Consider the following 9,648-nt stretch of genomic DNA (forward strand, 5'->3'; position numbering starts at 1 on the left):
GACTTCGCCTGAGGGAGGGCGGCTGCTTGCTCACCGTCGAGGTTCCGGTCCCGATGATTGGGCAGGTGTATTGCGAGGGATCGGTGGCCGCGGCGATCGCGAAGCGTCGTGAACGCAGTTTCTACGTTCCCGCGTCAACACTGAGCGCGATCGCCGGCTACATCGCCACGACCCGACGCGGCGCGATTGGCCGCGCGCAGCGGGCGGGTCGCTACGAGCAGGTGGCGGGAAAGCTGATCGTGACCACGGCGGCCGCGGGACAGCGCCGACTGGCGTGGGAAGACGGATTGGGGCGTCGAGGCGAGTTCCCCGTCACCGCGCTCGACGAGCGTCAGCGGCGCCGGCTGTTCGTCCAAGGCGACGAGGGGCTCGAGCCCTTGCAGTTGTGGCTCACCGATGGCGGCTTGCCGATGGACTACCGATCCTGGGACGCCGTGTTCGCCGCAGCCAATGCCCGGTGCCTGCGGTTGGGCAAGCCGATCAGCATCACTCCGCACAGCTGCCGGCACTCCTTCGCGCTGAAGATGCTGGTAACACTGCAGCGTGGGCTCGATTCCCGGTACGGCCTGGACAAGGACGATCGCGATCACCTGCGCAGCGTCTACGGGAATGCGTTCACTTTGGTCAAAGACCTGCTTGGTCATCGCAGTGAGCAGACAACCCGGGATATCTATCTTGAGCCGCTCAACGGTCTGCGCCTGGGCATGATTTTGGATGGCAGCGACGACCTGAGCACGATTCTCGCGCGGGTCGCCACGGCCACAGACCGGGTCGTCGACATCGGGCCCGACGACGGGGATGGGTCCTAGCGTGGCGGGCCGACATCAGGGCACGGCAGCGCTGCCCGACGCACAGTATCGACGGCCGGCCTCCTTGGACAGCACCGGCCTGGTGGCGACGTTGTGGTCCGAAGACGGTACCAACGCAGGTGTTTTCGACTTCACACCGCTGCCGGGCAGCCTGCAGTTGCGGCAACAGTTCGCAGCGGCGTTCGTCCGCAAGATCGGGCCGGCAGGCCAGTGGCGGTCATGGGACACCTGCTACACCGGCTATCAAAGTGTTCGGCTGCTGCTACGCGGACTGGCTGCCTCAGAGCAGCCGCCGGAGACGATCGAGCAGATCACCCCCGCTATGTGGGTGTCCTGGCGGATGTCTCTTCCTCCGTCCGCTGGAACCCGCCACCACCTGATCTCGCTCCGATCGCTGCTCTTGCCGGCACCAGAGCTTTCCCCCGAGACACGCGAGGTCGTCGATCGGCGTGTCGAGCCCGCGCCAGCACCGACGGAGGTCGCCTACACCTACCAGGAGTATCTGCGTATCCGATCAGCCGCCGCGACCGTGTTCAACAGCGCCGCAATCCGGATCCGGGACAACCGCGAACACCTACGTCGCTGGCGGGCAGGCGAGTTCACGGCGGCAAGCAACGATTGGTTGATCGGTGAAGCTCTTGATTGTGTGGCCCGCACGGGTGAGGTTCCGTTGCTCGAACACGTCAGCGGCTGGCGGCGACCCTCGCGCCGCCATACCGCTGTCCTTGGCGGGCTGTCAGCAGAGAAGACGTGGGGCCGGCTGTTCCTGAGCCGCAGTGAAGTATTCGCGGCGGCGATCTTGCTGGTGGCCAGCGAGTCGTGGAACAAATCCGTGTTGCACCGGATGCGGATCCCGCAGGAGCACGCCCCGGCCCTCGCCGATGACGTCGACGTCTACACCGTGCAGCTCGACAAGCCGCGGCGCCCGGTGCGGCTGCGGCACACCAGCGCCAACCTCCTCGACGACGGCCCGGGCAGTCCGGGTCGATTGCTGGGCCGCGTCGTCGAAGCCACCGAACCAGCCCGAGATGTCCTGGCGGCACTGGGACAACCCACTGACCGGTTGTTGGTCTACCGCACCGCATGCCCGACGCGCCGCGGTCAGGAATTCGGATTCGGCATCAGCAAAAGCGTGAAGGTCGGGACCGAATCGGTGAGCCTACGACGGCTACGGCGCACCGTGCAGGTGCTGATCCGCAAAGAACCGTCCCAAAACACCCAACAGGTCCACGACACGGTCTACATGCTGCGAGATCCAGCCAGCCAACACGACGCCGGCGAGACGATCGCCCGAGGACTCACCGACGCCGCCGAACACGCCCACCTGGTGGGTGCGATGCGGCTTGTCCTCGGCAACGACGCCCAGACACTGGTCGAGTTATCCGACGATCCCGCCCTCGCTGCAGCCATTGCGCGTGGGGACCTCGACACCGCCACCGCGGCCTGCACCGATTTCACCCACAGCCCGCACAGCGATCCGGGCCTGCCGTGCACCGCGTCATTCCTGCTGTGCTTGGCGTGTCCGAATGCGGTCGCCACCCGCCGGCACCTGCCACGTCTGGTGCACCTGTACGACGGGCTAAACGAACTGCACGCCGTCCTGGACACCGCGGTGTGGGATCGGCACTGGCAGCAGCACTTTGCCCGGATCTCGGTGCTGCTGGAGACCCATACGACTGCAGCCGAACGATCCGAGGCCCGCGCCCAAATAATTGATTCGGACCGCTCGATGTCCTCGCGGCCGGGCACGGGACGTTCGGTGTCTACGCCGACCACCCCGTCGGGGCCCGCGCGGTGCTGGCCGATCTGCACGCCATCGCCTCCCGCATCCTTGTCTACGGCACCGCCGAGGAGATCGCCGACAGGGTTCCCGCCGACCTCGCTCACGCGCTCACCGGAATTCGGTCGTCGTCCGTATCATCAGCACCGGCGTCGACACGACGCTCGGAACTCTCGAGGGCCGGCGGGGCGATCGCGACAGCCGTCGCGGTGACCGCGGCCGCGGCCATACTGGATCGGTCCGATATCGCCGACGCCGGCGAGTCGCTGCGGTGGCTGGTGCACGGCGGTCGGCGGCTGGGCCGACAGGTCGACGCCGGCGTCATGGGCGACTGGGGCAGCGCCACCAGCACGAGATTGGTGGCCATCCAGGTCGCCGCGTTGCGGCCACTATTCGTCCGCGCCGTCGATCAGCTGCGATACCGCAGCGCCGCCCCCGTCCCGAGCCGCCCGTCGGCGAAACGCCACCGCGGTGGACGACGCCGTCCGCCGCATCCCGACCCTGCTCTGGCCGCAATGGTCGCTGCGGTGCACGGTGACCCCGTGCAGTTCGGCGCAGGTCCGCCCGGCCCTGTCGACGGCACTACTGCTGGTGGGCACCACGCTCACCGTCGGCGAGGCCGCCGATCGCCTGGGATCAGCGGTCCCCGCGGGCGGGGTCACCCGCACACTGGCACATCTGCGGAACGCCCCACACTGGGACGACACCCTAACCGCGTTGACCCTTCTGGCGGACCACCTCCGCGCGGAACCGCCGCCGATCGACTACGAGCGGCGGCGGCGCCTGGACTACCGCGACCTGCTACCCGAGGACCTGTGGAAACAGATATGCCGCCGGACCGGCACACCCCCAGGCGCCGGCCAGAAGGCGGACTTCGCCCGCTGCCTGCTGTTCGAACGACTCAGCGGGCTCCCCGCGTCCCAGTCCCCGTTCCTCGCAGACGATTACGACGTCCGCGCGAAACTGTCCGGATTTCCGCGCGCACTCACCCCCGCCCTGTCCGGGCCGCTCGACCAGGCGGCCCGCCGCTTCCTCGACGACCACGGACTGGACGAGGAACCCGTCTACTGGCATCCACCCCTGCATCTGCTCGACGGGCTCGAACTGCCCGGACCCAACCCCGCCGCCGTGGACCTCGCCGCCCTCCACGACCTGACCCGCCACGAACACACCGCGCTGTCGGAGATCGCGCGGCAATTGGCCACCACCCTCGACGTGATCCGCCACCTCCTCGAAAACCATCCCGCTCCCGCATCACCCACTGCCGCAGAGCGGTTCGAACGACGCGTCGCCCAGACCGCCGCAGAGGAAACGTTGAGCCGGGCGCAGTTCGTCGACCTCTACTGCGTCCAACGCCGCACCCTCGCCGAGATCGCCGCGATGATCGGAGCCAGCCGGAAGGTGACCGGTCGGCTGGCCCGACACCACGGCATCGCGCCGAGCGCCGGAGGCCCGCCGGTCGATCCGGCATGGTTTCACCACCAGTACGTCACCCAGCGGCGAACCCTGCGGGACCTCGGACACGAGGTGGGGCGCAGCGTGTCGCGGATGAGCCGAATCGCAAAGGACTACGGCATCCCGATTCGGCCGCCAACCGACGCCGGCAACCCGCAGTCCGTAGCGATCCGGCGGCTGGCGCACTGATCGGTCTCGGCCGTCGTGCGGTGCACGCTCGAGTCGTGCACAGTGCAGGGCCGGGCAAAACGTTGCCCGGAGAACAAGACCGCAGGTGACTGCGGCGCTGGTCCCGACGCTCGAACGCGCGTGTAACGTTGCGCGTTATTAACGCAGTACGTTATAGTGGTGAGGTGATCGAATCGTTCGCCGACAAGGAGACCGAGCGAGTCTTTCGCCGGCAGTTCTCGAAGAAGCTCCCGCAGGACATTCAGCGGATCGCGCGCCGGCGTCTGTTGTTGATCGAGGCGGCCACCGACGTCAACGACCTGCGGGTGCCCCCAGGCAACCGCCTGGAGAAGCTCTCCGGAGACCGGGTGGGCCAGTACAGCGTCCGGATCAACGATCAATACCGCATCTGTTTCATCTGGCGCGCCACCGCAGCATACGACGTGGAGATCACCGACTACCACTGACCACCCGGAACCGACACCTCCGACCACGGAAAGGAACACCGACAATGACTACAGACCTGAGCCCCATTCACCCCGGCGAGATCCTCCGCGAGGACTTCCTCGAGCCTTTCGGCATCACGCAGAACCGCCTGGCCACGATCATCGGTGTGCCGCCGCGGCGGATCAACGAGATCGTGCACGGCAAGCGGTCGATCACCGCAGACACCGCGCTGCGGCTGGCCAAGGCGTTCGGCAACAGCGCCCAGTTCTGGCTCAACATCCAGGACCGCTACGAGCTCGACCTTGCGGCCGACAAGCTAGGCGACACCCTCGCCAAGATCACGCGCCTCTCGGCATAGATCGGCAGGTATCGGACTCGGTGCCCCGCGGACGATCCGGCGCACTCGCCGAGCTGCGGTTGCCCCAGCGCTTCACCGTTGGGGGCCACCGCTGGCGAGCATCAACGTTTGCGGGGTTCGATATCGAGTCGCCGTCGCGTGTTGTGGTTGCCGCAGACGAGTTCTGGAGTAGTGGTCCATTCGTGACGTTCAAGCCACGCCAGGACCGGTCGGGGTGGGTCGTCGCTGGAGGAGCCGGTGAGCAGCGGGCCGTCACCGCACCTCGAGCAGCTGACCACCACGACGTGGCCGTGCGGTTGACAGCGGGCACAGTGCCGCGCCTTGTGCAGGTGCTCGCGTTTGTCGAGGTGCAGCCAGACGGTGGCGAGGTCGGCGCGGTGCGGGACCAGTTCCCGACGCGTGGTGGGTTGATACCCGCAGGTCGGGCATGCCGATCCCGTCGTCGGGGGCGGCGCCGCCGGATCCGGTGACGGCGAGGGCTTCTCCTCGTCCGGGTCGGTGTCGGCGGTAAGCGTCTCGGACTGTCGGGGCGGCAGATGCCGGTATAGGGTCGAGCGGGTCAGTCCGGTCTTCGCGGTGATCTCGGCGATGGTGGCGCCGCCCTCGCGTAGCTGGGTGGCGTAGGCGAGTTGGGCGTCGCTGACCACGCTGGGCCGGCCGGTGCGGCGGCCCTTCTCGGTGGCCACGGTGCGGGCGTGCGCGGCTCGCTCGACCGCGTACGTGCGTTCCATCTGCCCGAACAGCGCCAGCAGCACCACCGCCAGCTGGCCCATCGGGTCGTCCGGGTTCGTCGAGTCGATCCGGACCGGGTCGGCCAGATTGCGGAAGCCGATGTCGCGCTGGTGCAGGTCGTGGATCAGGTTCAGGGTGTCGCGGACGGTGCGGCCGAGCCGGTCGAGGGTGTGCACCACGATCACGTCACCGCCGCGGGCGCATTCGAGCAGCGCCTGTAGTCCGGGGCGTTCGGTGGTGGTCCCGGATTTCTTGTCCACGTAGATGTTCGCCGGATCGATTCCCGCCTTGGCGAGTGCGTCGATCTGCCGGGTGAGGTCCTGCTTGCTCGTCGACACCCGGGCGTATCCCAACTCCACACCTGGAGCGTACCGAAAGTTATGTTCGAACCGAACTTGTGATACACAATTATGGAATTAACTTCTGGGACACGCCGCCCTGGGCTTTCACAGGATCCCGGCGGGGGTTTGGATGGCGTCCCATTTCCAGGATTTCGGGACAAGCTCACCGACGACTTCGGAGAACCCGTCCCTCGGGACGACGATCCCTGCGGTTGACATCACGTCTGGTGAGAGGTGGTTCGTACCGTGGAGTGGAGTGGCGGGTTGACGCCGGTCGCCGGGCTCGGCAACGATGTCTCGCTGGATTGCCGCGGCGCAGTCTCGTCACGTTCCGCGGCCGCACCCTCCCGGTTCCGCGCGGCCGCACCCTCCCGGTTCCGCGCGGCCGCACCCTCCCGGTTTCCGGACGCACCGAGCAGAGAGCACCGGATGACACCGACCGAGGACGACCTCGACCCCGATATCGCGCAAGCCTGGGTCTTCCGCGACCTGCTGGACGAGGAGATCGAGGGACTCACCGCCCGAATCGAGAACATCCGAGGAGTACGCACAGAGGACCGCCACGGGGACAACTCTCCGAGGTGCATCAACGGGTGGCCCGGCTGACCGCCCGGTATCCCGAGCTGCGCGGCGCCGGGCGGCATGGCGGAGACTGATCGGCGTCCTGGGTATCAGGGTGGGCGGTGCGTCGACGACGGTTGCGACCGCAGCCAGGTCCAGCGTGGTGAGGCTCGCGGGCAACCCGATCTGCGGCCATTCGGCGGTCAGGGTGACCGTCCGCGCCGGTGCCGGGAGCCAGTACAGCGGCTCGCTGCGGAAGGTGCAGATCCCGGTGGCGGTGGCGTGGAGATCCGGGCGGGGAAAGTAGGGGTCAGCGACCGTGAGGTCGTCGGTCCCGGCCCACACGTCGAGGTAGGACCACTGGGCCGACGGATCCGCGGGGTCGGTCAGCGGGCGGGTCTGGTGCAAGAGCGCGCCGGGCCGGGCGGCCGGTGGCGCTCAGGGCCAGCTGCAGCGCGAGCCCGCATGGGTACGCGGTGATCCGGCACCAGCTCAAGGGTCAGGTGAGTGCGCACGGTCAGCAGTCGGCGACCGTGCACCCGGTCACCGCCGCACGGCGGTGGGGCGGTCGCGGGCCAGCGTGGACTGCGCACGGCAGTGATGGTGCACCACCATCTGGCAAGTGGCAACCGGGGCGGGGGGAGCCAAAGCATTTGTACCGGTGAGTAACCGGCGATCGCCGGATTGGTCCGGGCACTTCGGGTCGCCTGCTGCAGGGAAGGTGCTTATGCTTCGAGCCCCGGACTTCACCGAGCGAAAGGGTGCAGCCCATGGCCCACTAGAAGCGGTAACAGGCTTGCGCGCGGCCCGGAGTTGACGATCGGCGTCCGGGTGCTGGTCCGCCGGAAAGCCCGAAGCGGACGACCTCGGCGAGGTCGTCGAGGACTTCGCGGCACTGACCGAACCTGGGGCGCCGGTTACGGCTGGGCGCCGGCGCATCGGTGGGCGATCGCGCTCGACGACGGGCGGGCTGATCTTCGCCGACACCGAGGACCTCACCGTCGATCCCGGCACCCACCGCTGCGCCCCCACCCCGAAGTCCGCGCCTCCCACGCAGGTCCGATCCCCGGGGAGTGGCCGGCGTCAAACGAGACCGGGTGACCGACGGCCGCATCCGCGGTCGGTGCCGGGCCCGTTCCAGCTCCGCTTTCCTATCGCGTGGGCGTGGTGGATCGTCTCGCACCCCACTGCCTAGAGTTTGGGCTCAGACCGAGCGGGTACGCGAAGGCGGTGAAGGCGAACGAGCACCTGCAGGGAGGGCGCTCCGGTGCCGCGGGTGAGCAGGTCTCGGTGCTGCTGATCGCGGATCCGGGCGAACCAGCGGCTCTTGCCGAACGTATTGCGGAGTACCTGCCGGAACGCCTGGGCAGCCCTGACCGGGACGAGCGCCGGTGGACGACGTGCGTGCGCCGCAAACCGTACCTGCCCGACGAGCAAGCGGATTTCGCCGAGGTCATCGACACGGTCGATCCGTCCTCCGAAGAGGAAGACATCGTCGTGTATCTCACCGATCTGCCGCGCCGCGAGGACACCCTGCCGGTGGTGGCCGACGTCAGCGCCGACCACAAATTCGCGCTCATCTCGGTCGCCGGAGTGGGCGGCATCCACATCGAGCGCCGCGTCCGCACCGTCACCGAACTCGCGATCACCCGCATACTCGGTGAACCGGAACTCACGCCCGGCGCGGCGCGACGGTTTCCGTCTGCGCACACCAAGGACGGCATCCGGTAATTCGCGCCCTCTGGACTGCGGCGACTGCGACTGTTGTCGGGGATGGTGCGCGCCAACCGGCCGTGGCGACTGGTCACCGGACTGTCGAAGGTCCTCGTCGGCGCCTTCGCCACGGGTGCGATCGCGCTGGCCACCAACACGATTTGGCTGTTCGCCGACATGATGGGGCCATGGCGTATGAGTGTGGCGATGATTTTGTCGATCGTGGCGATCATTCTCTGGCTGATCCTCGACCACGAACTCTGGGAGCGGCCGAAGTCGCCGGCGGAACGCGATCGATCGGTGCTGTACAACACCGCGACCGTAGTCACCCTGGTCATCGGTGTCGTCGTGCTGCATGTGGCCCTGTTCTGCCTGCTGCTGTTCACCGCGTGTCTGACTCTTCCCCCGGAACTGCTGTCCCGTGTTCTCGGGCACGGGGTGAACTTCTTCGACTACCTGACGCTTACCTGGTTGCTGGCGTCCATCGCGACCATCGGTGGGGCGCTCGGGTCGGGTCTCGAGGACGACGCCGCGGTCAAGGATGCGGCGTACGGGGTCCGGCAGCGGCAACGCATCGAGGAGACGCGGCAGCCGTCGAATGAGGCGGGGTAAACGCGATCGGCGAAGCGCGCGCGAACCTGCCCTGGTGCTTCATCGGGGAGGTCCCTACTCGACTCCACCGCGAGGCACAATTGTCGATGACTACGTCGGGGAGGAGAAGTTCTCGGTGACCGACCGATGGCTGACTGCTGTGCCGCAGACTCCACTACTGACCGATCCGGCCACGGTGACGGCGGAGCGGCTTTGTTGCCGGAACTGACTGGTCAGAGCAAGAGATGGAAGATGTCGAAGGCAACGTTCCATTCGGCGGTGCCGGGGTTCTTGCGGTCCGGCTCGATCGTGGCGAAGGTGTGCGCCAGCGCTACGCTCAACCCTCCTGCGATCAGCGGCAGTCGTTGCTCTGTCTCCTCGGAGAGGGCCACGTCCAAGGGCGGGCGGGCGGTCAGTTGATCGAGCAGAGGCTGTAGTTCGATCTCCTCGTCCAGCTTCTCGAACCGGTGGATGCTCTCCTGCAGCCCCTTGGTGATCGGCAGGTCCCACGGTTCGATCACGTCCCGCAGGTTTGCCTTTGCCGAGGCCTTGCCGATCAGGATCAGGTCGTAGATCTTGTCGTCGATGAAATCGGTATAGCGCTTGAGATCGTTCCGGTCGACCTGCAGTCCGGCCGCTGCCCTGAAGAACCGCTGGAATTTCACGGTGCCCATTACTGGCATGTCGTCAGCT

Annotated in this window: 8 protein-coding genes and 2 pseudogenes; 6 read left to right on the forward strand and 4 right to left on the reverse strand. The window is 67.4% G+C overall.

Translation table 11 applies throughout. The annotated features are described in order from the left end of the window. The 5 genes and pseudogenes from ATN38_RS18450 to ATN38_RS18465 all read left to right on the forward strand — a co-directional run. Positions 1-809 (forward strand): annotated as a pseudogene (locus tag ATN38_RS18450) (integrase); the annotation flags it as partial. Position 810: 1 nt separating this feature from the next. After that, a complete protein-coding gene (locus ATN38_RS32885; protein WP_256931966.1) occupies positions 811-2,802 on the forward strand; it encodes a hypothetical protein in 1,992 nt (663 codons plus the stop codon). A gap of 321 nt (positions 2,803-3,123) precedes the next feature. Continuing rightward, positions 3,124-4,233 carry a hypothetical protein gene (locus ATN38_RS18455; protein ID WP_232508979.1) on the forward strand — a complete coding sequence of 370 codons (1,110 nt, stop codon included), beginning with the start codon at positions 3,124-3,126 and terminating at the stop codon, positions 4,231-4,233. A 164-nt stretch (positions 4,234-4,397) separates the two neighbouring features. Further along, positions 4,398-4,679, forward strand: a complete 282-nt coding sequence (locus ATN38_RS18460; RefSeq protein ID WP_003943404.1) for a type II toxin-antitoxin system RelE/ParE family toxin — start codon at positions 4,398-4,400, stop codon at positions 4,677-4,679. Between the two features lie 44 nt (positions 4,680-4,723). After that, positions 4,724-5,017, forward strand: a complete 294-nt coding sequence (locus ATN38_RS18465) for a HigA family addiction module antitoxin (protein ID WP_003943405.1) — start codon at positions 4,724-4,726, stop codon at positions 5,015-5,017. 101 nt (positions 5,018-5,118) lie between these two features. On the opposite strand, the gene ATN38_RS18470 is transcribed toward ATN38_RS18465, so the two are convergent. The 3 genes from ATN38_RS18470 to ATN38_RS33420 form a co-directional block, all read right to left on the reverse strand. Beyond that, the gene (locus tag ATN38_RS18470) at positions 5,119-6,108 is read right to left on the reverse strand and encodes a recombinase family protein (protein ID WP_005569266.1); all 990 of its coding nucleotides are present in this window, start codon (positions 6,106-6,108) and stop codon (positions 5,119-5,121) included. Positions 6,109-6,414: 306 nt separating this feature from the next. Continuing rightward, complete coding sequence (locus tag ATN38_RS33115) at positions 6,415-7,059, reverse strand: hypothetical protein (protein WP_306300990.1); 645 nt, start codon at positions 7,057-7,059, stop codon at positions 6,415-6,417. A 370-nt stretch (positions 7,060-7,429) separates the two neighbouring features. Next, entirely contained in the window at positions 7,430-7,765 is a 336-nt protein-coding gene (locus tag ATN38_RS33420; protein ID WP_178377381.1) for a hypothetical protein, read from the reverse strand. Between the two features lie 116 nt (positions 7,766-7,881). Between ATN38_RS33420 and ATN38_RS18490 the strand changes: the two are divergent. Continuing rightward, positions 7,882-8,976: pseudogene (locus tag ATN38_RS18490) on the forward strand (hypothetical protein). A gap of 212 nt (positions 8,977-9,188) precedes the next feature. Here ATN38_RS18490 and ATN38_RS18495 read toward each other — a convergent pair. Next, complete coding sequence (locus ATN38_RS18495) at positions 9,189-9,629, reverse strand: DUF1931 family protein (protein ID WP_193604872.1); 441 nt, start codon at positions 9,627-9,629, stop codon at positions 9,189-9,191. Positions 9,630-9,648 lie beyond the last annotated feature (19 nt).

The sequence above is a fragment of the Rhodococcus sp. FH8 genome, assembly GCF_019266085.1.
Lineage (GTDB): Bacteria > Actinomycetota > Actinomycetes > Mycobacteriales > Mycobacteriaceae > Rhodococcus_F > Rhodococcus_F qingshengii.